The following is a 23,682-nucleotide window of genomic DNA, read 5'->3' as shown; positions in this document are numbered from 1 at the left end:
GCGTCAGCCCTTGTCCGGCGGGTTGAGCGATTCCTTGCCGAACTGGACGATCATCTCGCCCACCTCGCGCGCAAGCGACATGCTGCGCACGCCCTGATCGCGGATGAAATCGCCCTGGATGCGGAGCACTTCGGAGAGGCTTGATGCCTGCGCTGCGGCGCGCATCGCGGCAAAGGCCTCGCGCGTGTTGGTTTCGGCATGGTCGATCATCTTGAGGCTGATCGCGCTCGAATTCTCGGCGGCCTTCTTGCCCGCCTCGGTCAGCGCCTCGGTGCCTGATTTTCCTTCACCCATGATCCTCTCCTCCTCACGTCGCAATCGAGTGGAGATGATCGAAGATCGGCACACCGCGCGGCATTTGAACGGAGGCGGTCTTCGTCAAATCCCTCTCCCCTATTGTCCTGCCAAGATTGCCGAATCCGGCGGGGCGCACAAGCGTCAAGGTTGACGTGACGACGCCGGCATTGAATTGTCCGCGAGGGAGGCGCGCAATGCCGGCACCAGCAGCCACACTATCCGTCGACGCGGCCATGCGCCTTGCCTTTGCCACCTTCGAGGCCGAGGGCGATCGGGTTTATCGTGACAGCCTGGGCCCGCGCTACGCCATCCATACGGACAAGGCCTTTGGCGTGAAGATGGCGACGATCCAGGCGCTCGCAAAGCGGCTGGGGCGCAGCCATGCGCTTGCCGAGGCGCTGTGGGACACAGGCTGTTACGAGGCGCGGATGCTGTGCGCCTATGTCGACGAGGTCACTGCGGTCACTCCGGCGCAGATGGACCGCTGGGCTGCGGATTTCGACAACTGGGCCATTTGCGACACGCTGTGCTTTTCGCTCTGGGACCGGACACCGCACGCGTTTGACCGGATCCACGCATGGGCCGCGCGCGACGAGGAGTTCGTCAAGCGCGCGTCCTTCGCGCTGCTGGCGAGCGTCGCGCTCCATGGCAAGGGGCTGCCCGATGAACCCTTTCTCGCTGCGCTGGCGCTGATCGAACCCGCCGCCGAAGACGATCGTAATTTCGTGAAGAAGGGAGTCAATTGGGCGTTGCGCGCCATCGGCGGACGCCGGCGGCTGCTCAACGCCGAGGCAATCAGCGTCGCCGGGCGGCTGGCCGCGTCGAAAGCCCCCGCACCGCGCTGGGTGGGCAAGGATGCGCTGAAGGCGCTTACCAGCCCGAAGCTTCAGGAGCGGCTGGCGAAGAAGCCCGGTTAGTGCATCGTGCGCCAAATGAGATCCGCTCATCCTGAGGAACCGTTGAGCCTGGCGAAACGGTGTCTCGAAGAACGTACCTTGCCGGTCCTTCGAGACGGGTCTTCGCCTTCGCTCAGCCCCTCCTCAGGATGAGCGGAGATGGGGCCGATTTGACGCACGATGCTCTAAAGACCTCTGATCGCGCAGGCTGAATCAGCCTCAACGATCGGACGCTAATGCGTCTCGGCGCGGAGGGGGCGCGCGAGGAGGTCGTCGACCACGGCATCGACCGTCGCTGCCCCCGAAAGCAAGGCGCAGACCGCATCGACGACGGGCATCTCGACGCGTGCGGCGCGCGCCGCCTGTTGCAGCACGGGCGCGGTGAAGGCGCCTTCGGCCACAGTGCGACGATCGGCAAGGAGGTCGGCGGCGTGGCGACCCTCGCCCAGTCCCTTGCCAAGCGAGAAATTGCGCGACTGGGTCGACGAGCAGGTGAGGACGAGGTCGCCAAGGCCCGACAACCCCGCGAGGGTCTCGGCGCGTGCGCCGCGCGCGACCCCGAAGCGCGTCATTTCGGCAAAACCGCGCGCGATCAGCGCGGCGCGGGCATTGAGGCCAAGCCCACGCCCCTCGACCACGCCGCAGGCGATGGCGAGCACATTCTTGACCGCGCCGCCGATCTCGGCGCCGATCACGTCGGTCGAGCCATAGGTACGAAAATGCGGGCGTGCGAGTCGTGCGGCGATGCGGTCGCCGAGTGTCGCGTCGGCGCAGGCGAGCGTGACCGCGGTCGGCAGGCCCTTTGCCACCTCGGCGGCGAAGGTCGGTCCCGACAGCACCGCGATGGATGCCTCGGGCCGCGTTTGCTCGGCGATCTCGGAGACGAGCTTCTGTGTGCCTGCCTCGATCCCCTTGGCGCACAGGATCAGCGCGCGGCCCTTGGCGTCGAGTCCGCCGAGCACGCTGCGCACATGCTGGGCGGGGCTCACGACGAGGAGCGCGTCGCGGTCGGACAGGTCGGCGAGCACCCCCGTCGCGCGGATCGCCGGCGATAGCGGCACATCGGGCAGGTATAGCGGATTGATGTGGCTGCCGTTGATCGCGCCCACCACGTCGGGCTCAAGCGCCCAGAGCAGCACCTCCTCGCCGCCTGCGGCCGCGACCTGCGCGAGCGCGGTGCCCCATGCGCCGCCACCGATGACCCCGATCTTCATGCCTTCACCCCTGCTCCCCGCGCCTTTTCCGCATTCGGATCGAGCGGCCAGCGCGGCCGCGCCGCGAAATCGAGCGGATCGCTGTGTCCTTCGAGAAAGCGCTCGGCACCCGCCCAGCCGATCATCGCCGCATTGTCGGTGCAGAGCCAGAGCGGTGGCGCGAAAAAGGGCAGGGCGTTCTCGTCGGCCAGCGTTTCGAGTGCGGCGCGTACGGTCTTGTTGGCGGCCACCCCGCCCGCGACCACCAGCGCGGTTGCGCCCGGCGCGTTTCCGATCGCGCGGCGCGTCCGGTCGATCAGGCAATCGACCACCGCCTGCTGGAAGGAGGCCGCGATGTCCTCGGTGCGGTGGATGCCCGCATCGCGCGCGCGCAGCACCGCGCTCTTGAGTCCAGCGAACGAGAAATGCGGCTCGGGCGTGCCGACGAGCGGGCGCGGCAGCTTTACTGCCTTTGGATCGCCCTCGAGCGCGGCCTTCTCGACCGCGGGGCCGCCGGGAAAGCCAAGGCCCAGCAGCTTGGCGGTCTTGTCATAGGCCTCGCCCGCTGCATCGTCGATCGTGGTCGCGAGCCGCCGATAGCGGCCAACGCCTTCGACGAAGAGCAACTGGCAATGCCCGCCCGACACGAGCAGCAGCAGATAGGGAAATTGCAGCTTGGCGTCGGCAAGCCGCGGCGAGAGCGCATGGCCCTCGAGATGGTTGACCGCGATCAGCGGCTTGTCCGCGGCGAGCGCGAGCGCCTTGGCGGTGACCAGTCCGACCATCACGCCGCCGATCAGCCCCGGGCCCGCAGTCGCGGCGATTGCGTCGATCTCGTCGAGCGTGACCCCGGCCTCGTCGAGCGCGGCGGCGACAAGTGGTTCCAAAGCCTCGACATGCGCGCGCGCGGCGATCTCGGGCACGACGCCGCCATAGGGGCGATGCGCCGCCTCCTGCCCGGCCAGCTTGTGCGAAAGAATGCGCCGGTCGGTGTCGATCACCGCCGCCGCGGTCTCGTCGCAGCTCGATTCTATGCCGAGGATGAGTGCCATTGTGCCTTTTCTCTAGTGCCGTTCATCGCTAGCACAACCCGCCATGACCTCCCTTCCCGATACGATGAAGCTCGGCACGCGCGGATCGCCGCTGGCGATGACCCAGGCCAATATGGTGCGCGACGCGCTGATTGCAGCCCATAAGCTTGGCTCCCACGCGATCGAGATCGTTCCGATCAAGACCAGCGGCGACAAGATTCAGGACCGCGCGCTTGCGGAAGTCGGCGGCAAGGCGCTTTGGACCAAGGAACTCGACCGCGCGCTCGAAGATGGCCGCATCGACTTCGCGGTCCACTCGATGAAGGATGTCGAGACGATCCGCCCCTCCGTTATCGTGATCGCCGCGATGCTCGAACGCGCCGATGTCCGCGACCGGCTGATTGGCGCAGACACTGTGGCGTCCATCCCCAATGGGGGGCGCGTCGGCACCAGTTCGCCCCGGCGCTCGGCGCAGATCCTGCGCGCACGCCCCGATCTCGAGATCGTGCTGTTCCGCGGCAATGTCGCGACGCGGCTCGAAAAGCTTGAACATGGCGAGGCGGACGCGACACTGCTCGCCGCCGCCGGTCTCGACCGACTCGGGCAGCGCGACATCGGCCATGCCGTCCCCGTCGCCGAGATGCTTCCGGCGCCTTCGCAGGGGGCGGTCGGGATCGAATGCCTCGCCGACCGCACCGAACTTCGCGCCTTTCTGGGCGCGATCGACCATGAGGACACGCATCTTTGCGTCGCCGCCGAGCGACTGCTGCTCGAAAGGCTCGGCGCCGATTGCCGCTCGCCCGTCGCCGCGCTGGCGCTGCGTGAACCGGCCGGGCTGTGGCTGCGCGCCGAGCTGCTGAGCAATGACGGCGTCGAGCATGTGTCCGGCGAGGCGCATTTCGCGATCGGCGACGACGCGGCGGTGCGGGCGCTCGCCGAATCGCTGCTCGATCGCGCAGGCCCGGCATTGCGCGCGCTGTTCACGGGATGAGCCGTCCGCTGCTCGTGCTGCGTCCCGAGCCCGGCACCGCCGCGACCGTCTCGCGTGCGCGTCTGCTTGGGCTCGACGCGATCGCGGTGCCGCTTTTCGAGATCGTGCCGCTCGTCTGGGATGCGCCCGATCCGGCGCGCTTCGATGCGGTGATGGTGACCAGCGTCAATGCGCTGCGCCATGGCGGCGATGCAGTGCGGCGCTATGCCGGGCTGCGCGCCTATGCGGTCGGCGAGGCGAGCGCCGCGGCACTTGCCGAAGCGGGGTTCGATGACGTCCGCATCGGGCCCGGTGACGCAATCGGGCTGATCGAACTTCTCGCTAGTGACGGCGTGGGGCGCGTGCTCCATTTGTGCGGCGAGGATCGGCGCGAACCCGATCCCTGCGGTCTCACGATCGAGCGCGTCGCGGTCTATGCCGCCCGCGAAATCGCGTGTCCCGAAGAGTTTGAAGCAGCAATCACGCGACGGCCCGTGGCGATGGTGCATTCGCCGCGCGCCGCCGCGCGGCTGGCCGCACTCGTAGCCGATCGGGGCCGGATTCCGCTCGCCGCGATCAGCGCCAATGCCGCGGCTGCGGCGGGTGATGGCTGGGAGGCGGTCGCGATTGCCGACGCCCCGACCGATCAGGCTTTGCTGGCGATTGCCGCGCGCATGTGCAAACAAGAGAAGGACAATTCGAGGGACGGGTCGCAATGAGCAGAGACTATGTGCCGATAGAGGGAGACGCAAAGCCGACGCGTGCCTTCAGAACGGTCATCATCGCCGTCGTCATCGCCTTTCTTGCCGGGCTGGTTGCGATGGGGTGGTTCCTGAAGAGCTGGAATGGCGGCGCGGGCTTTCCGGGACGTCAGGCCTCGTCCGCCAGGACCGATGCGGTAGCCGCGCTCGACCGCAAGATCGATCCGCAGGGTGGGGTGACGGCAACGCCGCCGGTACGCGCGGTCGTGGATCCTCAGGCCGCCGACGAACTGGCCGCGCGTGTGCGCGATCTCGAGCAGCGCATGGCGCGTATCAGCGTCAGCGCCGAGGCGGCGTCGGGCAATGCGGCGCGCGCCGAAGGGCTGCTCGTGGCCTTTGCCGCACGCCGCGCGCTCGATCGCGGCGTCGCGCTCGGCTATATTGAGGGGCAGCTGCGCGATCGCTTCGGCGACAGCCAGCCGCGCGAAGTCGCAACCGTGATCGCCGCCGCGCGCCAGCCGATCACGCTCGAGGAGCTGCAGATCAGCCTCAACGAACTTGGTCCCGAACTCGCGGGCGGTGGCGCCGATGCGAGCTGGTGGGACGGATTTCGCCGCGAGATGAGCGAGCTGTTCGTGATCCGCAAGGCGGGGACGCCGTCGCCTGCGCCGACCGAACGGCTGAGCCGCGCCAAGCGCCGGCTCGCGGGCGGGCAGGTCGACGCCGCGCTGGCCGAGGTCGCGCGCATGCCCGGCCGCGCCAAGGCCGAGAACTGGATGGCCGCCTCGCGCCGCTATATCGAGGCGCGCCGCGCGCTCGACGCGATCGAGACCGCCGCGATCCTTTCGCCGCGCACCATACGCACCCCGGCACCTGCACTGCCCGCGCCGACCGCTCCCGAGGCCTCGCCCGCGCTCGCACCCGGAGGGGCAGAGGCGCCGACCACCTAGTCGACGATCACGCCGCCCTTCATCACGACGGGCGGCTTTTCGAGCACCGCTATGTTCGCGATCGGGTCGCCGTCGACCGCGATCATGTCGGCATAGCGGCCGGGTGCGACCGCGCCGACATCCTTTTGCCAGCCGAGCAGGTCGGCGGCGACCGTCGTGGCCGACTGGATCGCCTGCATCGGCGTCATCCCGAAGCGCACCATATAGGCGAACTGACGCGCATTGAGCCCGTGCGGATAGACGCCGGCATCGGTGCCATAGGCGATCTTGACCCCGGCCTTCACCGCCCTGGCAAAACCCTGGCGCTGCGCCTCGGTGGTCTCGAGATTCTTGCGCAGATGCCCTTCGGGCCAGCCCTCCTTGCGGCCGATCTCGTCGATATAGTCGCCATTATAGACGTCCATCACGAGCCATGTGCCGCGCTCCTTCGCCAGCCGAATTCCCTCGTCGTCGATCAGCGAGGCGTGCTCGATCGAGCGCACGCCGTTCAGGATTGCGGTCCTGATCCCCTCGGCGCCGTGCGCGTGCGCGGTCGCATAGCTTTTGTGGATCGCAGCCTGCTCAGTCACCGCGCGAATATCCTCCGCCGTCATTTCGAGCTGGCCGGGTTCGGTGCCCTCGGCAAGAACCGCGCCCGTCGCGATCATCTTGATGCTGTCGACGCCGTGCTGGAAAAGGTAGCGCGTCCTGATCTTCGCATCATTGGCGTCGGTGTAGACGCCGACGCGCATGTCCGCAGGGACCGTGACGTCGGGCGCAAATCCCGTCACCTCGCCGCCGCCGCCGGGCACGGTGATATAGGCACCGACGACATTCATGCGGGGGCCAGTCACGCGGCCGGCATTGATCGCGTCGCGCAGCGCGACATCGGTAAACGCGCGAAAGCAGCCGACGTCGTGGACGGTGGTAAAGCCTGCGAGCAGCGTCTTGCGCGCATTTTCGGCGCCCACCAGCGCCACTTCCTGCGCCGAATGGAGCAGCGGTTCGGCGACATTATTGGTCTGTCCCCAGTCGGCGAGATGCGTGTGCATGTCGATCAGACCGGGGAGCACGGTCTTTTGCGTCCAGTCGACGATTTCGCTCCCCTCGGGCGGCGGCGACCAGGGCTCGACCGCGACGATGCGTTGGTCGTCGATGCGGATGCGCTGGTCGGCGAGCACGCGGCCGCGCTCGACGTCGATCAGCCGGCCCGCATGGACATAAACGGTTCCCGCAATGGCGGGCGCCGCCGCCGACCCCATGAGCGCGACGACGATCCCGGCTACGAAAATACTCCTCATGCGCCCCTCTTTCCGTTGACGTTAGCGTCAGTCGCCTTAGTCTCTGCCCAACTGAGAGCAAGCAAGCCCATTGCGCAAGGGAGAGAGACGATGCCGGGACCGCTTGAGGGGATTCGCATTGTCGAGATGGCGGGCATCGGCCCGGGGCCCTTTGCGGGCATGATGCTTGCCGACCATGGCGCCGAGGTGATCCGCATCGAGCGCGCGGGCGCGAAGGATCCACGCGCGGCGCGCGATCCGCTGCTGCGTTCGCGCACGACAATCGCGCTGGATCTCAAGTCGCCCGAGGGGATCGCGGCGGTCCGGGATCTGGTGCGATCGGCGGACGGACTGATCGAGGGTTTTCGCCCCGGCGTGATGGAGCGGCTGGGTCTCGGCCCCAATGTGCTCCTCGCCGACAATCCCCGGCTGGTCTATGGCCGCATGACGGGCTGGGGACAGACGGGGCCGCTCGCGCCCGCCGCAGGGCACGACATCAACTATATCGCGCTCTCGGGCGCGCTCCACGCCTTTGGCCATGCCGGAGAAAGGCCGACGCCCCCGATCAACATGGTCGGCGATTTCGGCGGCGGCGCGATGATGCTCGCCTTCGGGATGCTTGCCGCATTGCTGCATGTCCAGCGCGGAGGCGAAGGTCAGGTCGTCGATTGCGCGATGACCGACGGCTCGGCGTTGCTGATGGCGATGATCTGGGGCTTTCGCGCACAGGGCATGTGGGGCGGCGCACGCGGCGAAAATCTGCTCGATACCGGCGCGCATTTCTACGACAGCTACGAGACCGCTGACGGCAAATATGTCTCGATCGGGTCGATCGAACCGCAATTCTATGCGCTGCTGCGCGACAAGGCGGGGCTGGTCGAGGATGCCGATTTCGACGCGCAGCTCGATCCACGGCGCTGGCCCGCGCTCAAGGCGAAGCTCGCCGCGCTGTTCAGGACGCGCACGCGCGATGAATGGTGCGCGCTGATGGAGGGCACCGACATCTGCTTTGCCCCCGTGCTCGATTTCGACGAGGCGGTGGCGCATCCGCACAATGTCGCGCGCGGCACCTTTGTCGAGGCGGGGGGCGTTGTCCAGCCCGCCCCCGCGCCGCGCTATTCAGGGCTGACCCTCACCCCGCCGCGCATGGCCGAATGAACCCCGGGGCATCGCGCTCTGAATCGACCGCATCTTTCCGCTCATCCTGAGGAGCCGTTGAGCCTGGCGAAACGGTGTCTCGAAGGACGCACCAGGCTGGTCCTTCGAGACGGGTCCCTTCGGCTGCCCACCTGCGGCGGCCGCTCAGGACATGCTTCGCCTTCGCTCAGCCCCTCCTCAGGATGAGCGGATCTCATTTAGGGCACAGTGCTTTAGCCGATGTCGAACTTCACGCCCTGCGCGAGCGGCAGTTCGTTCGAATAGTTGATGGTGTTGGTCGCTCGGCGCATGTAATTCTTCCAGGTGTCCGAGCCCGCCGCGCGACCGCCGCCCGTCGCCTTTTCACCGCCGAACGCGCCGCCGATCTCGGCGCCGCTCGTCCCGATATTGACGTTGGCGATTCCGCAGTCGCTTCCGGTGGCCGACTGGAACAGTTCGGCCTCGCGCACGTCGCGCGTGAAGATCGCCGAGGACAGCCCTTGCGGCACGCCGTTCTGGAGCGCGATCGCCTCATCGAAGTCGCGATAGCTCAGCACATAGAGGATCGGCGCGAAGGTCTCCTCGCGGACGATGTCGGTCTGTGCGGGCATCTCGACCAGCGCGGGGCGGACATAATGGCCGGCGCCCGGCACCTCGACGCGCTCGCCGCCCGAGACCTTGCCGCCCTCGGCGCGCGCCGAGGCGAGCGCTGCCTGCATCGCGTCGTAGGCCTGCCCGTCGATCAGCGGCCCGACATGGCTCGCCTCATCGAGCGGACTGCCGATGGTGAGCGATGCAAAGGCCGCCTTGAGCCGCGCGACGAGCGTCTCCCTGAGCGATTCGTGCACGATCAGCCGCCTGAGCGTGGTGCAGCGCTGGCCCGCGGTGCCCGCCGCCGAAAACACGATGCCGCGCGTCGCGAGATCGAGATCCGCCGAGGGTGTCACGATTGCGGCATTGTTGCCGCCGAGTTCGAGGATCGCACGGCCGAAGCGTCCTGCCACGCGCACTGCGACATCGCGGCCCATGCGCGTGCTCCCCGTTGCGCTCAGCACGGGCACACGTACGTCCTCGGCGAGCAGAACGCCAAGCTCGGCGCCGCCGATCAGCGTCTGGACCAGGTGGTCGGGCGCATCGCCGAATTCGGCGGCGGCCTTCTCGAACAGCAAGGTGCAGGCAAGCGCGGTGAGCGGCGTCTTTTCGGACGGCTTCCAGATCGCGGCATTGCCGCAGACCAGCGCCACCATCGTTCCCCAGGCCCAGACCGCCGCGGGAAAGTTGAACGCGGTGATCTGCCCGAACACGCCCATCGGATGCCAGCTTTCGAGCAGCTTGTGCCCCGGCCGCTCGGTGGCGATGACCAGACCGTGGAGCTGGCGCGACAGGCCCGTGGCGAATTCGCAGATGTCGATCACCTCCTGCACCTCGCCGCGCGCTTCGGTCAGGATCTTGCCGCATTCCAGGCTGATGATTCGCGCCAGCGGCTCCTTGTGCGCGCGCAACAGGTCGCCATAGATCCGCACCAGTTGCCCGCGCCGTGGTGCGGGCACCGCGCGCCAGGCGCGGAAGGCGGTTTCGGCGCGCGCGATCGCGGCCTGGCCGTCAGCCGTGCTGTGCTGGCTCAGTCGTGCGAGTTGCGCGCCGTCGACCGGAGAGGTGGTGACGAGTGTCTCGCCAGTGACCGGAGGGAGCGCGATGCCCATTTCGGCGAACAGCGCTGCGACGCTCGGCAGGTTTTCGGAATCATGGGTCAGTGCCACGGCGGGGCTCTTTCAATCGGAATGTGGGTGTTGCCCGCGCATATAGAGCCTGATCGTTTGAGGTGGAAGCGCCTCGCGCTTCCGCCGAAAGCGTGAATCAGGCTCTATTCAAGGCCTAGTGCAGCGTCCTGCGCTTGGCGACACCGGGACTATCCGGTCGGGTCTTCGCTTTGTCCGCCGTCAGCGTCGGGTGTTCGCGATGCCTCCCCGGCAGCGCCACGTGCCTGCGCCTTTCTCCGTCTCAGATTCTGCCTCAACGCCTCGGCCAGTCGCCGCGCGCGCTCGTCATCCGCCTTGCTCATGGATCATTTCCAAGCAGATCGTCGTCAGGCCCGCAAGCACGCCTTGACGAACGTCCATGCATTCGCCATAGGCGCGCTCCTGTTCGCGGTTCCGCGGAAAGTGCTGCCGTAGCTCAGTGGTAGAGCGCATCCTTGGTAAGGCTGAGGTCGTGAGTTCAATCCTCACCGGCAGCACCATTTCCCCCTAAATGGAAATCAACCCCTTCATGGGGTAGGGCTTCCAATGTTCTGACGGCGAAAAATCGCGTCGAGCGCGCCTATTCCGATTCGGAGAAAGGGCGCCATTTGCGGTCGTGACAGCGCTGGAGCTGCGTCGTGCAATGCACGCATTCGCTGATCCAGCGTCCGCGATTGTCTGAAAAGGCACGTTCGCGCGATCGAAGATGCCCCAAAATGCCGCAAAGATACTTTCTGATACGCATTTCGCGCCCGATATTTTCCGTCGACGCAACTGTCCAGACCGCAATGTGCATGTCGGCGTAAAAATTGCCGCAATCATGGCATTGCGGCGCCCATGGGGATGCGGTGTGGCACCAGCCCGAGCCGTTCGCGACGCGCCCAGCGCACGACCATGAGTACCGCCACCGCGGCGAGCCCGCTCGCCAGCCCCAGCCAGATACCGACCCCCCGGAAGCCCAATGGAAAGGCCAGGACCGCGCCCACGCCGATTCCGATGACCCAGTAACCGACCGCGGCGAACAGCATCGGCACCCTGGTGTCATGAAGCCCGCGAAGCACGCCCGCGCCCACGACTTGTGCGCCGTCGACGATCTGGAACAGCGCCGCGACGGCCAGGAATGACACCGCGAGCGCTGCGACCTGTGCGTTGGCGGGATCGCCCAGGTCGAGGAATATGCCGATCAGCAACCGCGGCACCGTGATCAGCGCGATCGCGGTGAGGCACATGAATCCCACCCCCATGGCCAGTGCGGTCCAGCCTGCGCGCGCGATCATCGCGGGATCGCCCCGGCCGTGGCCAATGCCGACGCGTACCGTGCCTGCCTGCGCCAGCCCCATCGGCACCATGAAGGAAAGCGACGCGATCTGGATGGCGATCGCGTGCGCGGCCAAGGACGGCTTGTCGATCAGCCCCATCAGGAACACCGCGGCGTTGAATACCGTGACCTCGAGCGCGAGCGTGATCGCGATCGGCAGGCCGAGCTTCCAGACATCGCGGTAGCGCGTCCAGTCGGGCACCCAGAAGCGTCCGAACAGGTGATAACGACGGAAACGCCGCTCGCCGTAGACGACGAAAAGCATGCCGAAGAACATGAAGAAACCCGAAAGCGTGCTGCCGATCCCTGCGCCGACCAGTCCGAGCGCGGGCATTCCGAACTTGCCGAAGATCAGGATCCAGCACGCCAGCAGGTTGAACGCCACGGTCGAAACCACGACGACCACGCCCCAGATCGGCCGTTCGAGCGCCGAGATATAGTTTCTGAGTGTCAGGTGGAGCAGGAAGGGGAAGAGCGCCCATTGCAGTGCGCGCAGGAACCGGCCAGCGTCGGCGGACAGGGCGGGATCCTGACCCATGGCGAGCAGGATCGCCTCGCCTTGCCAGAGCACTGCCCAGATCGGAACGCAGATCGTGGCGGCCGCCCACATCGTCTGGCGCACCGTGCGGCGGACGTCGCGCACCGAATGCAGCCTGCGCCCGCGCTCGCTCGCGATCATCGGCGATGCCGCCATGACCAGCCCCATGCCGAAGATCAGGAAGGCATTGTAGAGATTGACGCCGAGCGCGGCTGCGGCGAGCGAATCGGCGCCGAGCCTGCCCACCAGGATCAGGTCGGTGGCATGGATGGCCGACCAGGCGAGGTTGCCGAGCACCAGCGGCAGCGCGAGGCGCAGCATCGCACCCGCTTCGTGCCGCCACATCCCGCGATGCCCTTCCTCGCCCTTCACAATTCGTCCTTTTGCCATCCGCCCGTCGCGTCGGGGCCGGTCGCTATGCCAGTCCGGCCAGCGCTTGGGAATGGGGGCGAAGCCAGGCGCGTCGGTCGCACCAAGTCGGGATTTTGTCGCTCTCGTCGCCGCTGCCGTCAAAGCCGCGCTATGCCGCGCGTAACCGGTTGGAGAGGAGAGACATGGGCCATAGATTTGCTGTCGCGGTGCTGATCGCTTTGGAAAGCGCGTCCGCCGGCCGGGCGGCGGAACCCGCCCCGACGGTTCTGGCCGCAACGGCGCCGGCACCACCCAGGCTCAGTGCGGGACAGCGCAAATATCAGTCGATCTTTCCGGTCAATATCCCCGACGAGGTTCTGGAGCCGTTGAAGGCCGAAGAGGGCGTCTGGGATGCGGATGTCGAGCTCTATGTCGGCGACGTCGCGAAACAGCCGATCCGCAAGACGGGGGTACAGACCAACCGCCTCGCGTCGAAGGGCAACGCGATGCTCAACGCGTTCCGCTATGATGACGGTTCGTATGAAGGCACGGGCATGTGGGGCTGGGACGCCTTCACCAATCGCTACACCGGCGTGTGGATCGACAGCGACACGCATCTCGTGCGCCATGATATCGGCTATTACGACCCCGAGAGTCGCACATTCCGCTGGGAAGCCGATACGATGCAGCCCGACGGGGTGACGACGCGGATGCGGATCGTCCAGCAATTCAAGGGCGATATCCGAACCTTCCAGATCGACCTCATGGACGCGAAGACAGGCGCGTTCAACAAGCTGATCTACATGACCTTTACGCGTCGCGCCGCGTTCTGATCAGGGCAGCGCGGCGGTGCAGGCTCTGAGCAATGCCGCCACCGCCTCGATCCGCGCCAGCCCCCGCGTGTCGGCATGGGTGACCTGCCAGAAGCTGCGCCTGATCTCGCGTTCGTCGGCCATGATCGGCACGAGCAGGGGGTCGCGGTCGCCGATGAATGCGGGGAGCACGCCGATCCCGGTGCCGCCCGCGATCAGCCGGTGCTGGATATTGATGCTCGTGCTCCTGAGCTTCGGTTCGAGGCCCGCGCCAATTTCCCCCAGATAGTCGAGCTCAGGTGAATAGATGAATTCGGGAACATAGCTGATCAGCGCGTGGCGGCCCAATTGCTCGACGCGTACGGGCTTGCCGTGCGCTTCCAGATAGGTGCGCGCCGCATACAGCCTCAGCCGATAATCGCTCAGTTTCGTTGCGACGAGCCGACCGCTGCGCGGCCGCGCGAGCATCACCGCGATGTCGGCCTCGCGCTTGGATGGGTTGAGAAAACCCGAGGCGGTGATGATGTCGAGCTGGATGTCGGGATGGGTGCGGTGGAACTCGGGGAGCGCGGGGGCGAGCACCCAGGTAGCGAAGCCTTCGGCAACGCTGAGGCGCACCTGGCCCGACAGGCTGCGCGAATCGCCCGTCACTTCGCCCATTGCGGCGAGCGCGGTGCTCTCGATCGCCTCGGCGCGCGCAAACAGCGCCTGGCCGCGCTCGGTCAGGAGCCGTTCGCCGCCCACGCTTTCGAACAATTGCGCGCCGAGCTGCTCCGAAAGCCGCGCCATGCGCCGGCCGATCGTGGTCGGGTCGACGCCCAGCGATCGCGCGGCCGGGGCGATGCGCCGCGCGCGCGCCACCGTCAGAAAAACGCGCAGATCATCCCAGTCGAACACGGCGATTCCTATGCTGCAAAATTGCACGAACAGACTGCAAATATGTCGCCTTGCGTGCAAATTCACAATGGCCGATGAGGGCACGAAACGCGCTTGCCCATAATCTCGAGAGGATGCCCCCCATGCGCCAGATCACCCATAAGCTCGCCAGCTCGCTTGCGTCCGAAGGGACGCGTTTCGGCGACGTCTTCGATCCCAATAGCGGCCAGATCCAGGCGCGCGTCGCGCTGGGCGATCAAGCGGTGCTCGACGCCGCGGTCGCCGCCGCGCAGAAGGCGCAGCCGGGCTGGGCCGCGACCAACCCGCAGCGCCGCGCGCGCGTCATGTTCAACTTCAAGGCGCTTGTCGAAAAGAACATGGACGAACTCGCGCACCTGCTCTCGTCCGAGCATGGCAAGGTGATCGCCGATTCGAAGGGCGACATCCAGCGCGGGCTCGAGGTCATCGAATTCTGCTGCGGTATCCCGCATGCGCTGAAAGGTGAATACACGCAGGGCGCCGGCCCCGGTATCGATGTCTATTCGATGCGCCAGCCGCTTGGCATCGGCGCGGGTATCACGCCCTTTAACTTCCCCGCGATGATCCCGCTATGGATGTCGGGGGTCGCGATCGCGGTCGGCAATGCCTTCCTCCTCAAGCCATCCGAGCGCGATCCGTCGGTGCCCGTGCGGCTTGCCGAGCTGTTCCTCGAGGCGGGGCTGCCCGAGGGCATCCTCCAGGTCGTGCACGGCGACAAGGAAATGGTCGACGCCATTCTCGATCACCCCGCGATCTCGGCGGTCAGCTTCGTGGGTTCGTCGGACATTGCGCACTATGTCTATAACCGCGGCGTGCAGGCGGGTAAGCGCGTCCAGGCGATGGGCGGCGCGAAGAACCACGGCATCGTCATGCCCGACGCCGATCTCGATCAGGTGGTGAACGACCTTTCGGGCGCGGCCTTCGGCTCGGCCGGCGAGCGCTGCATGGCGCTTCCGGTTGTCGTGCCCGTGGGCGAAAAGACCGCCAACGAACTGCGCGAGGCGCTGATCCCCGCGATCCGCAAGCTGCGCGTCGGCGTCTCGACCGATGCCGAGGCGCATTACGGCCCCGTCGTCAACGCCGCGCACAAAGCGCGCGTCGAGGGCTGGATCCAGAAGGGCGTCGACGAGGGCGCCGAACTCGTCGTCGATGGTCGCGGCTTCAAGCTGCAGGGCCATGAGGAAGGCTTCTTCATCGGCCCGTCGCTGTTCGACTATGTCAAGCCGACGATGGAAAGTTACAAGGAGGAGATCTTCGGCCCGGTCCTCCAGATCGTGCGCGCCGCGAATTTCGAGGAGGCGCTCGCGCTGCCGAGCCAGCACCAATATGGCAATGGCGTCGCGATCTTCACGCGCAACGGCCACGCCGCGCGCGAATTCGCGCACCGCGTCAATGTCGGCATGGTCGGCATCAACGTGCCGATCCCCGTGCCTGTCGCCTATCACAGCTTCGGCGGCTGGAAGCGCTCGGCCTTTGGCGACATCAACCAGCACGGCATGGAGGGTGTCCGCTTCTGGACCAAGACCAAGACGATCACCCAGCGCTGGCCCGATGGTTCGGCCGAAGGCAGCAACGCCTTCGTCATTCCGACGATGGGGTGAGTCAAACTCCTCCCCGGAACGGGGAGGGGGACCACGCGCAGCGTGGTGGAGGGGCCGCGCACCGACGCTGGTGTCCGCCCCTCCGTCAGCCTTCTGGGCTGCACCTCCCCGTACCGGGGAGGATCTGATACGGAGCGGCCATGACCAACCAGTTCGACCTCACCGACGACCAGCGCGCGATTCAGGAGATGGCGCAGAGGTTCACCGCCGACGCCATCACGCCTCACGCGGCCGAATGGGACGAAAAGCACATCTTCCCGCGCGACACGATCCGTCAGGCGGCCGAGCTTGGCTTCGGCGCGATCTATGTTTCGGAGGAAATGGGCGGGATCGGGCTCGGCCGGCTCGAAGCGGCGCTGATCATGGAGGCGATGGCCTATGGCTGTCCGTCGACCAGCGCCTTCATCTCGATCCACAATATGGCGATCTGGATGATCGACCGATTCGGCGGGCAAGGGGTAAAAGACAAATACCTCCCGCAGCTCGTGACCATGGTTCACATAGCGTCCTATTGCCTCACCGAACCCGGCTCGGGATCGGACGCCGCGGCGCTCAAGACCAGAGCGGTGCGGGACGGCGATCATTATGTCGTCACCGGATCCAAGGCGTTCATCTCGGGCGGTGGCCAGAACGAGATCTATGTCACGATGGTCCGTACCGGCGAGGACGGCCCGAGGGGCATTTCGTGCCTCGTCATCGAAAAGGACATGGATGGCGTCAGCTTTGGCGCTGACGAAAAGAAGCTCGGCTGGCATTCGCAACCCACCGCGCAGGTCAATTTCGACGGCGTCCGCGTGCCCGTCGAAAATCTCGTGGGAGGCGAGGGCGAGGGCTTCCGCATCGCGATGATGGGTCTCGACGGCGGCCGGCTCAATATCGGCGCGTGTTCGCTCGGCGGCGCGCAGCGCTGCCTCGACGAAGCGGTGAAATATACGAAGGAACGCAAGCAGTTCGGCAAGGCGATCGCCGATTTCCAGAATACGCAGTTCATGCTGGCCGATATGGAAACCGACCTTCAGGCCGCGCGCACGCTGCTCTATGCGGCGGCGTGCAAGGTGACCGCCAACGATCCCGACAAGACCAAATTCGCGGCCATGGCCAAGCGTCTGGCGACCGACACCGGCTCGAAGGTCGTCAACGACGCGCTCCAGCTCCACGGCGGCTATGGTTTCCTGCAGGACTATCCGATCGAACGCTTCTGGCGCGACCTGCGCGTCCATTCGATCCTTGAAGGAACCAATCAGGTCATGCGCATGATCGTCGGGCGCGAGCTGACCCGGCAGTGACGCATTTTGCGCGCATCGCTTGCTGGCATGGCGTGCGATTTTAGGTAACGGGGAAGCATGACCGACGAACTCATCATCAGTAGCGAAGGGCGCGCAGGGCGCGTCAGCCTCAACCGCCCCAAGGCGATCCACGCGCTCACCACCGCAATGTGCAGCGGCATCATCGACGCGCTCGAGATGTGGCGCGAGGATGAGGAGGTCGAGATATTGCTGTTCGACCATGCCGAGGGGCGCGGCTTCTGCGCGGGCGGCGACATCCGCATGCTCGCCGAAAGCGGCGCCACGGACGGCGTCGAGGCGCGGCGCTTCTTCCACACCGAATATCGGATGAACCACCGGCTCTTCGCCTATGCCAAGCCGACCGTGGCCTTCATGGATGGCATCACCATGGGCGGCGGCGTCGGCATCGCACTGCCGTGCAAATATCGCGTCGCAACCGAGAATACGCGCTTCGCCATGCCCGAAACCGGGATAGGCCTGTTTCCTGATGTCGGCGGTGGCTGGCACCTTTCGCGCCTGCCCGGGCGCGTCGGTCAGTTCCTGGCGCTCACCGGCGCGCGCATCGACGGCGCCGAGTGCCTGTCACTCGGGCTCGCGACACACTATCTGTCCGCCGAGGCGCTCGAAGATGCCAAGGCGCGCATCGCGGCCGACCCTTCGCGCGTCGAGGGCATATTGGGTCAGCTTTCAGTGACGCCGCCCCCTGCCAAGATCGAGGAAAGCCGCATCGCGATCGACCGACTGTTCGCGGCCGACCGGCTCGAGGACATCTATGCCGCGCTCGAAGCCGATGGCGGCGACTGGGCACTGAAGGAACTGGCGACGTTGCGGACCAAATCGCCCCAGACGATGAAGGTGTCGCTGCGCCTGCTGCGCGAAGGCGCGCTGATGCAGAACTTCGCCGACGAGATGCGGCAGGAATATGCGGTGGGTGCGCATGTCGTGCAGCGCCACGATTTCCTCGAGGGCGTCCGCGCGGTGATTGTCGACAAGGACAATGCGCCGAAGTGGAATCCGGAGACCCCCGAGGGAGTCACCGATCATATGCTCGACACGATCTTTGCCCCGCTCTCCGAGGATGAGGCGTGGACACCGGCCTGAATGAACACCCGTCATCCCGGACTTGATCCGGGATCCATGAACACGGAATTTTCCCGACAAGGCCGTGTTCATCGATTCCAGCTTTCGCTGGAATGACGAATGAAAAGGGACTTGGAATGGCTCAATATGAAACGCTGATTGTCGAAACGCGCGGACCCGTCACGCTCATCACGCTCAATCGTCCGCAGGCCATGAATGCGCTGAACTCGCAGGTGCTTGCAGAACTGATCGCCGCGCTCGAAGCTTTCGACAGCGACGATGCACAGGGCTGCGCGGTGCTCACCGGGAGCGAGAAGGCCTTTGCCGCGGGCGCCGACATCAAGGAAATGTCGGGTCAGGGCTTTGCCGACATGTACGGCAGCAATTTCTTCGCGGGCTATGATCGCGTGACCGCGACGCGCAAGCCCGTGATCGCGGCGGTTGCGGGCTATGCGCTGGGTGGTGGATGCGAGCTTGCGATGATGTGCGACTTCATCCTTGCCGCGGACAATGCGAAATTCGGCCAGCCGGAGATCAAGCTCGCGGTCACGCCGGGCATGGGCGGATCGCAGCGCCTGCCGCGCGCGGTGGGCAAGGCCAAGGCGATGGAGATGTGCCTGACGGGCCGCATGATGGACGCCGGGGAGGCGGAGCGCTCGGGACTGGTCGCGCGGATCGTGCCCGTCGCCGAACTCGTCGAGGACGCGGTCAAGACCGCGACGACGATCGCCGGAATGGCGCCGCTTGCAGTCAAGGCCAACAAGGAAATGGTCAACGCCGCCTACGAAACCACGCTCCAGATGGGCATCCAGTTCGAGCGCCGGCTGTTCCACGGGATCTTCGGCAGCGAAGACCAGACCGAAGGCATGGCGGCGTTCGTCGAGAAGCGCCCCGGCAAATGGACGGGCAAGTAAGGCGTTATTCGGGATAGGATCTGGACATGGCACGCATCGGTTTCATCGGGCTCGGCAATATGGGCGGCGGCATGGCCGCAAATCTTGCGAAAACGGGGCATGACGTCCACGCCTTCGATCTGTCCGAGGACGCGGTCGAGCGTGCGAAGCAGGCGGGCTGCCTGACCGTGGCAAGCGCGGCGGCGGCTGCTGACGGTGCCGAAGCGGTCGTGACGATGCTGCCCGCGGGCAAGCATGTCGAGCAGGTTTATGCCGACTCGCTCTTCGGCAATGCCCAGCCGGGCACGCTCCTGCTCGACTGTTCGACGATCGATGTCGCGACCGCAAAGCGCGTTGCTGAAGCCGCTGCAGCCAAGGGTTTTGTCACCGTCGATGCACCCGTCTCGGGCGGCATTGCCGCGGCCAATGAGGGCACGCTGACCTTCATGGTCGGCGGATCGCACGCGGCCTTTGAGCGTGCCGAGCCGATCCTGTCCGCGATGGGCAAGGCGGTGATCCACGCGGGCGCCAGCGGGGCGGGGCAGGCTGCCAAGATCTGCAACAACATGCTGCTGGGCGCGTCGATGGTCGCGACCTGCGAGACCTTCCTGCTCGCGCAGAAGCTGGGGCTCGACCCGCAGACCTTTTTCGATATCGCGTCAAAGGCATCGGGACAGTGCTGGTCGATGACGAGCTACTGCCCCGTCCCGGGCGTCGGTCCGGTGACGCCGGCCGATCGCGACTATCAGGGCGGCTTTGCGACCGCGCTGATGCTCAAGGATTTGCGCCTTGCGATGGAAGCCGCCAGCGGCGTCGCCGCCGATGTGCCGATGGGCGCAAAGGCCGCCGAACTCTACCAGCAATTCGCCGATGCGGGGCAGGGCGGGCTCGATTTCTCGGGCATTATCAAGATGCTGGGCGGCAAGATCTAGCGGACGCGAAAGCCCGGCCGCTTGTGATCGGTGGTCGGGCGAAATTGCGGCGGCACGACATATTCCGCCGCGGGCGCCGTGGTCGCGGGTGACAGGCGTACCAGCGCCGGGTCGATCTTGGCATCGAACTGCAGTCCAAAGAGATGCTCGTTGGTCCACACCACCTGGCCCGTCACCAGCCCCACGCCTGCGAGCAGCATATGGCCGCGCTGCCCGGGCTGCAGTGGCATGTCACTGCGCCCTCCGAAGCCACCTTCGGAGAGATTGCGGATGCGGACCTTGATGACGCGTCCGTCCTCCAGCGCCAGCTGACCGACGAAAAGACGACCCGTACGCGCCTCTCGAACCTGACCCTTCGCTGCCGCCGGATCGTCTTGCCGATCCGCGTCGGGCGAATGATCCATGGGAGACCTCCATTTCACAATCGTGTTCGAGCAGGAATAATACCCCAAACACGGTATTCAAGCGATAAGCCTCGAAATTCGTAGTTTATTCACCTTAACGGCGTGGCGGGCGGGCGGTTAAGCGCGGCTTGGCCATGCGCAAATTTCTGTTGCTGGATAATATCTATCAAATGTGTAGATAAAAGAGCCTCGGTGATCCGGCCGAACCGCTTTTTTCCGGATCCGCGGATTTTGATGGTCAGCTTGCCCCGCGTCACCAAAGCTAAAGCGCACGATGGCTGCTCGGCGTGAAGGCCAGCCCCGTGGACCCGAAAGGAAGGACACGATGGCGATGACGAACAACAATCACCCGACACGATCCGCACTGCGGCTTTGCATGATGTGTAGCCGCGCCGCCTGAGCGCGGCACCGGTATACATTTCTGCAACTCTGGGCCGCGCGATCGCGGCAGGAGCATCATCATGGAAACACGCTCGACGGTCCGGCACGCGCTGGACGATTATCCATTGTCGCTGCAAAGCGCTGCGCGTGCGCTATGGGGCGATGGCTTCTGGGGGCGCGACAAGCCGCGCCCCGTCGAAGGGCGCGCCAGGACGCTGATCCACAGGCGCTGAGCACTGACAGGCGGGAGCGGCTTGGCCGTTGACGGATGCATGCGGCATGCGCATTGCACTGAAATGCGCTTCTTTTCGGACAACGCCGCCCCCGCCTGTCAGAGCGTCCTCGACGCGCTCGTCGCCGCCAACCAGCTCGACACCGCCTATGACGGCGACGCGTGGAGCCGGTCGCTCGATGCGCGCTTCTCGGATCTCTTCGAGACCGAGGTTCGCGCATTATGGGTGGCGACCGGGACGGCAGCCAATTCGCTGGCGCTTGCTGCGCTCTGCCCGCCGCACGGCGGGGTCGTCTGCCACCGTCAGGCGCATATCCAGAACGACGAATGCGGTGCCCCAGAATTCTACACGCATGGCGCAAAGCTCATGCTGGTCGAGGGCGAAGGCGCGAAGCTGTCGCCCGGGCAGGTGACCGCAGCGCTCGATGCGGTGAACCGCGGCGTCCACTGGGTCCAGCCGCATGCGGTGTCGATCACCAACGCCACCGAATATGGCGAGGTCTACACGCCCGAACAGGTGGCGGCGCTGGGCGCGATCTGTCGCGACCGCGATCTGGGCTTCCATATGGACGGCGCGCGCTTCGCCAATGCGGTCGCGCATCTCGGCTGCAGCCCCGCCGATGTCACCTGGCGCGCCGGTGTCGATATTCTCAGTTTCGGCTTTACCAAGAATGGCGGGATGGGAGCGGAAGCGCTCATCTTCTTCAAGCCCGATCTCGCCGAAGCCTCGCTCTATCGCCGCAAGCGCGCGGGGCACCTGCTGTCCAAAGGGCGTTATCTGGCGGCGCAGATTCTCGCGATGCTCGATGACGATGTCTGGCTCGCCAATGCACGCGCCGCCAATGCGGGCGCCAGGCTCCTTGCCGAGGCTGCCGGGAACCGCCTTGTCCATCCCGTCGAAGCCAATGAGGTCTTCCTGCGCGTCGATGCCGGGCAGGCGGCGTCGCTGCGCGCGCTCGGCTTCGACTTCTATGACTGGGCGCCGGGCGAGGTGCGGCTGGTGACGAGCTGGAATCAGGATGTCGAGGCGATCCGGCCGCTGGCCGATGCCATCGCGGCGTTATGAGCGACGAACCATCCGGACAGGCGACGCCGGCGCGCGTCCTCATCCCCTTTTGCATCGTCACGCTGATCTGGGGATCGACCTGGCTGGTCATCCGCGACCAGCTGGGCATCGTGCCGCCGAGCTGGTCGGTCAGCTATCGCTTCCTGATCGCCGGTCTCACCATGCTCGGCCACGCGCTCGTTCGACGTGAAAGTCTGAGGCTCGACGCACCCGGCATCGTCTTCGCGCTTGGGCTGGCGTTCTCGCAATTCGTGTTCAACTTCAACTTCGTCTACCGCGCCGAACTCTACATCACCTCGGGGCTAGTGGCGGTGGTGTTCGCGCTGCTTGTCGTGCCCAATGCGATATTCGGCAGGATATTCCTGCGGCAAAAGCTTTCGGGGCGCTTCCTTGCCGGTTCGGCGGTCGCGATCGCCGGCGTTGCGCTCCTCTTCGTTCACGAGGCGCGGCGCGATGATGCGGCTGGGGCGGGCACGCTGGTCGGCATTGGCATCACCCTGCTCGCCGTGCTCTGTGCCTCGGTTGCCAACGTGATGCAGGCGACAAGGCGCTCTGCACTTTACCCCATGAGCACGATGCTTGCCTGGGCGATGCTGATCGGCGGCCTCGTCAATGCGGGCTATGCCTGGGCAACTGCGGGGCCGCCCGTGGTCGAGCCGCGCCTGGGATATTTCGTGGGACTGCTCTATCTCGGCGTGATGGCCTCGGCGGTCGCGTTTCCGCTCTATTTCGGCGTCATCCGCGTGATCGGACCTGCCAAGGCGGCCTATTCGAGCGTGCTCATCCCCGTGATCGCGATGCTGCTGTCGACGCTGTTCGAGGGCTATCGCTGGTCGCTGCTCGCCGCAGCGGGCTGCGTGCTCGCGCTTGTGGGGCTCGTCATTGCCTTGAGGGCGCGCAACCCCGCGCGATAGTCGGGATAGCGCGGCGACCAGCCGAGCAGCCGCCTGGCCTTGCCGTTCGCGACGCGCCGGTTCTCGGCGTAAAAGGCGCGCGCCGCCGGGGAAAGTCCGGCCTGCCCGACCGGCAATAATGGCGGGCAGGGAAGCCCGAGCAGGGCGCAGGCATGCTCGATCACCGCATTCTGCGGCGCGGGCAGATCATCGGCTAGGTTATAGGCCCCCGCAGGGCCTTCGAGCGCGGCTATGACCCCCGATACAATGTCGTCGACATGGATACGGCTGAAGACCTGGCCTGCCAGATCGATGCGGTGCGCCTTGCCCTCGGCCACGCGCTCGAGCGCGGAGCGCCCAGGCCCGTAGATTCCCGGCAGACGGAAGACGCGCACATCACGGCTGAGCGTGAGCCAGGCCGCATCGGCGGCGGCGCGCGCGCTGCGGCGGCCATGTCCGACGGGCGCGCTTTCATCGACCCAGGCGCCGCCCGTATCGCCATAGACCCCGGTCGAGGACAGATAGCCGATCCACTGCGCCGGGCTCCCGGCGATGCTCTCGCCATAATTCTCGAGCACGGGGTCCGCGTCGCCTTCGGGCGGGACGCTCGACAGGATGTGCGTCGCCCGGCGCAGCGCCGCGTGCACGCCCTCTTCATCGTCAAAGGCGATCGTTTCCGCGTCAGCTGTCCGCCGCGTGCCGCTGACAGCCCAGCCGCGCGCGCGGAACGCCCGCGCGATCCGCGTCGCGGTATAGCCCATGCCGAAAATGAAGAGCGAAGACATCGCGCTATCTAGGCCGCATATC

General features: G+C 66.1%; 24 protein-coding genes and 1 tRNA gene. 15 read left to right on the top strand and 10 right to left on the bottom strand.

The features are described from left to right. Positions 1 to 3 precede the first annotated feature (3 nt). Positions 4 to 294 carry a phasin family protein gene (locus MKI88_RS03905; RefSeq protein WP_241629641.1) on the bottom strand — a complete coding sequence of 97 codons (291 nt, stop codon included), beginning with the start codon at positions 292 to 294 and terminating at the stop codon, positions 4 to 6. A 197-nt stretch (positions 295 to 491) separates the two neighbouring features. Here MKI88_RS03905 and MKI88_RS03900 point away from each other — a divergent pair, with 197 nt between their 5' ends. Continuing rightward, positions 492 to 1,214 carry a DNA alkylation repair protein gene (locus tag MKI88_RS03900; RefSeq protein WP_241629640.1) on the top strand — a complete coding sequence of 241 codons (723 nt, stop codon included), beginning with the start codon at positions 492 to 494 and terminating at the stop codon, positions 1,212 to 1,214. Positions 1,215 to 1,426: 212 nt separating this feature from the next. Here the strand turns inward: MKI88_RS03900 and MKI88_RS03895 are convergent, their stop codons facing one another. Both MKI88_RS03895 and tsaD read right to left on the bottom strand, forming a co-directional pair. Beyond that, the gene (locus MKI88_RS03895; protein ID WP_241629639.1) at positions 1,427 to 2,407 is read right to left on the bottom strand and encodes an NAD(P)H-dependent glycerol-3-phosphate dehydrogenase; all 981 of its coding nucleotides are present in this window, start codon (positions 2,405 to 2,407) and stop codon (positions 1,427 to 1,429) included. Continuing rightward, positions 2,404 to 3,438: a tRNA (adenosine(37)-N6)-threonylcarbamoyltransferase complex transferase subunit TsaD gene (tsaD, locus tag MKI88_RS03890; RefSeq protein WP_241629638.1), complete on the bottom strand. Its 1,035-nt coding sequence runs from the start codon at positions 3,436 to 3,438 to the stop codon at positions 2,404 to 2,406. Before tsaD ends, MKI88_RS03895 begins: the two co-directional genes overlap by 4 nt. Before the next feature lie 43 nt (positions 3,439 to 3,481). Between tsaD and hemC the strand changes: the two genes are divergently transcribed. Genes hemC through MKI88_RS03875 form a run of 3 tightly spaced genes read left to right on the top strand, consistent with a single transcriptional unit; the run spans position 3,482 to position 6,038 of the window. Then, positions 3,482 to 4,408 carry a hydroxymethylbilane synthase gene (hemC, locus tag MKI88_RS03885; protein ID WP_241629637.1) on the top strand — a complete coding sequence of 309 codons (927 nt, stop codon included), beginning with the start codon at positions 3,482 to 3,484 and terminating at the stop codon, positions 4,406 to 4,408. Further along, positions 4,405 to 5,106, top strand: coding sequence for a uroporphyrinogen-III synthase (locus MKI88_RS03880; RefSeq protein WP_241629636.1), 702 nt, complete (start codon positions 4,405 to 4,407; stop codon positions 5,104 to 5,106). Before hemC ends, MKI88_RS03880 begins: the two co-directional genes overlap by 4 nt. Further along, the gene (locus MKI88_RS03875; RefSeq protein ID WP_241629635.1) at positions 5,103 to 6,038 is read left to right on the top strand and encodes a hypothetical protein; all 936 of its coding nucleotides are present in this window, start codon (positions 5,103 to 5,105) and stop codon (positions 6,036 to 6,038) included. Before MKI88_RS03880 ends, MKI88_RS03875 begins: the two co-directional genes overlap by 4 nt. On the opposite strand, the gene MKI88_RS03870 is transcribed toward MKI88_RS03875, so the two are convergent. Further along, positions 6,035 to 7,318: an amidohydrolase family protein gene (locus MKI88_RS03870; RefSeq protein ID WP_241629634.1), complete on the bottom strand. Its 1,284-nt coding sequence runs from the start codon at positions 7,316 to 7,318 to the stop codon at positions 6,035 to 6,037. The two genes, MKI88_RS03875 and MKI88_RS03870, sit on opposite strands and share 4 nt — an antisense overlap. Before the next feature lie 90 nt (positions 7,319 to 7,408). Here MKI88_RS03870 and MKI88_RS03865 point away from each other — a divergent pair, with 90 nt between their 5' ends. After that, positions 7,409 to 8,455, top strand: a complete 1,047-nt coding sequence (locus MKI88_RS03865) for a CaiB/BaiF CoA-transferase family protein (RefSeq protein WP_241629633.1) — start codon at positions 7,409 to 7,411, stop codon at positions 8,453 to 8,455. A 212-nt stretch (positions 8,456 to 8,667) separates the two neighbouring features. Here MKI88_RS03865 and MKI88_RS03860 read toward each other — a convergent pair whose 3' ends face one another. Both MKI88_RS03860 and MKI88_RS03855 read right to left on the bottom strand, forming a co-directional pair. Beyond that, the gene (locus MKI88_RS03860) at positions 8,668 to 10,194 is read right to left on the bottom strand and encodes an aldehyde dehydrogenase family protein (RefSeq protein WP_348636232.1); all 1,527 of its coding nucleotides are present in this window, start codon (positions 10,192 to 10,194) and stop codon (positions 8,668 to 8,670) included. A gap of 149 nt (positions 10,195 to 10,343) precedes the next feature. Then, positions 10,344 to 10,496, bottom strand: a complete 153-nt coding sequence (locus MKI88_RS03855) for a hypothetical protein (protein ID WP_241629632.1) — start codon at positions 10,494 to 10,496, stop codon at positions 10,344 to 10,346. 102 nt (positions 10,497 to 10,598) lie between these two features. Between MKI88_RS03855 and MKI88_RS03850 the strand changes: the two genes are divergently transcribed. Further along, positions 10,599 to 10,673: transfer RNA gene (locus tag MKI88_RS03850), tRNA-Thr, on the top strand. Between the two features lie 318 nt (positions 10,674 to 10,991). Here the strand turns inward: MKI88_RS03850 and MKI88_RS03845 are convergent. Further along, entirely contained in the window at positions 10,992 to 12,374 is a 1,383-nt protein-coding gene (locus MKI88_RS03845; RefSeq protein WP_241629658.1) for an MATE family efflux transporter, read from the bottom strand. A 209-nt stretch (positions 12,375 to 12,583) separates the two neighbouring features. Here MKI88_RS03845 and MKI88_RS03840 point away from each other — a divergent pair, with 209 nt between their 5' ends. Then, entirely contained in the window at positions 12,584 to 13,213 is a 630-nt protein-coding gene (locus MKI88_RS03840; RefSeq protein ID WP_241629631.1) for a DUF1579 family protein, read from the top strand. Here the strand turns inward: MKI88_RS03840 and MKI88_RS03835 are convergent, their stop codons facing one another. Then, positions 13,214 to 14,089, bottom strand: a complete 876-nt coding sequence (locus MKI88_RS03835) for a LysR family transcriptional regulator (RefSeq protein WP_241629630.1) — start codon at positions 14,087 to 14,089, stop codon at positions 13,214 to 13,216. Positions 14,090 to 14,211: 122 nt separating this feature from the next. On the opposite strand from MKI88_RS03835, the gene MKI88_RS03830 reads away from it, so the two are divergent. The 5 genes from MKI88_RS03830 (at position 14,212) to mmsB (ending at position 19,899) form a co-directional block, all read left to right on the top strand. Then, positions 14,212 to 15,708, top strand: a complete 1,497-nt coding sequence (locus MKI88_RS03830; protein WP_241629629.1) for a CoA-acylating methylmalonate-semialdehyde dehydrogenase — start codon at positions 14,212 to 14,214, stop codon at positions 15,706 to 15,708. A 140-nt stretch (positions 15,709 to 15,848) separates the two neighbouring features. After that, entirely contained in the window at positions 15,849 to 16,994 is a 1,146-nt protein-coding gene (locus MKI88_RS03825; protein ID WP_241629628.1) for an acyl-CoA dehydrogenase family protein, read from the top strand. A 57-nt stretch (positions 16,995 to 17,051) separates the two neighbouring features. Then, entirely contained in the window at positions 17,052 to 18,095 is a 1,044-nt protein-coding gene (locus MKI88_RS03820; RefSeq protein ID WP_241629627.1) for an enoyl-CoA hydratase/isomerase family protein, read from the top strand. A 116-nt stretch (positions 18,096 to 18,211) separates the two neighbouring features. Next, complete coding sequence (locus MKI88_RS03815; RefSeq protein WP_241629626.1) at positions 18,212 to 18,988, top strand: enoyl-CoA hydratase; 777 nt, start codon at positions 18,212 to 18,214, stop codon at positions 18,986 to 18,988. A gap of 26 nt (positions 18,989 to 19,014) precedes the next feature. Next, entirely contained in the window at positions 19,015 to 19,899 is an 885-nt protein-coding gene (mmsB, locus tag MKI88_RS03810) for a 3-hydroxyisobutyrate dehydrogenase (protein ID WP_241629625.1), read from the top strand. Here mmsB and MKI88_RS03805 read toward each other — a convergent pair. Continuing rightward, complete coding sequence (locus MKI88_RS03805) at positions 19,896 to 20,303, bottom strand: PilZ domain-containing protein (protein ID WP_241629624.1); 408 nt, start codon at positions 20,301 to 20,303, stop codon at positions 19,896 to 19,898. The genes mmsB and MKI88_RS03805 overlap by 4 nt on opposite strands. Positions 20,304 to 20,764: 461 nt before the next feature. Here MKI88_RS03805 and MKI88_RS03800 point away from each other — a divergent pair, with 461 nt between their 5' ends. The 3 genes from MKI88_RS03800 to MKI88_RS03790 all read left to right on the top strand — a co-directional run bounded on the left by MKI88_RS03800 (position 20,765) and on the right by MKI88_RS03790 (position 22,896). Continuing rightward, a complete protein-coding gene (locus MKI88_RS03800) occupies positions 20,765 to 20,917 on the top strand; it encodes a hypothetical protein (protein WP_241629623.1) in 153 nt (50 codons plus the stop codon). Positions 20,918 to 20,980: 63 nt separating this feature from the next. Beyond that, the gene (locus tag MKI88_RS03795; protein ID WP_241629657.1) at positions 20,981 to 21,982 is read left to right on the top strand and encodes a low specificity L-threonine aldolase; all 1,002 of its coding nucleotides are present in this window, start codon (positions 20,981 to 20,983) and stop codon (positions 21,980 to 21,982) included. Beyond that, a complete protein-coding gene (locus MKI88_RS03790; protein ID WP_241629622.1) occupies positions 21,979 to 22,896 on the top strand; it encodes a DMT family transporter in 918 nt (305 codons plus the stop codon). Before MKI88_RS03795 ends, MKI88_RS03790 begins: the two co-directional genes overlap by 4 nt. Here MKI88_RS03790 and MKI88_RS03785 read toward each other — a convergent pair. Next, positions 22,806 to 23,660, bottom strand: a complete 855-nt coding sequence (locus MKI88_RS03785; protein ID WP_241629621.1) for an SDR family NAD(P)-dependent oxidoreductase — start codon at positions 23,658 to 23,660, stop codon at positions 22,806 to 22,808. The two genes, MKI88_RS03790 and MKI88_RS03785, sit on opposite strands and share 91 nt — an antisense overlap. Between the last annotated feature and the right edge of the window lie 22 nt (positions 23,661 to 23,682).

This window comes from Sphingomonas sp. LaA6.9 (assembly GCF_022601895.1).
Classification (GTDB): Bacteria; Pseudomonadota; Alphaproteobacteria; order Sphingomonadales; family Sphingomonadaceae; genus Sphingobium_A.
Note: the sequence above shows the minus strand (reverse complement) of the source record. Positions and strands in the feature narration are given on the sequence as shown.